Genomic DNA, 308 nt, shown 5'->3' with positions numbered 1-308 from the left:
TGCAGAAGTTGATTTGATTGACTTGCTTCAATCGACCACGGTTTTGAATGTGCAAATTATAGAGCGAGGTCAGTTGCTGTATGATGCTTGTGACGCTGCGATGCCTTTCGAAACGCGTGTTCTCAGCATGTATGGCCGTTTACAAGAGGGGCGTGAAGCGATTATGGCTGACTTTGTCGCTCAGCTTAAAGGAATGAAGCATGGATGATGTCATACTGAATAAACTCGCAACAATAAAACGGTGTTTGCAGCGAGTTCGCGAGGAATTTACTAGCGAGGCAGAGTTTAAACAAAATTACACCAAACAA

At 43.8% G+C, this 308-nt stretch carries 1 protein-coding gene; it reads left to right on the top strand.

Features of this window, described 5'->3' with window-relative positions; translation table 11 throughout:
* On the top strand, positions 1-208 hold a 208-nt coding region (locus A3761_RS27255), incomplete at its 5' end, for a hypothetical protein (RefSeq protein WP_197472926.1).
* Between the last annotated feature and the right edge of the window lie 100 nt (positions 209-308).

The sequence above is a fragment of the Oleiphilus sp. HI0123 genome (genome assembly GCF_001635315.1).
This window is presented reverse-complemented; position numbering and strand designations above follow the sequence as displayed.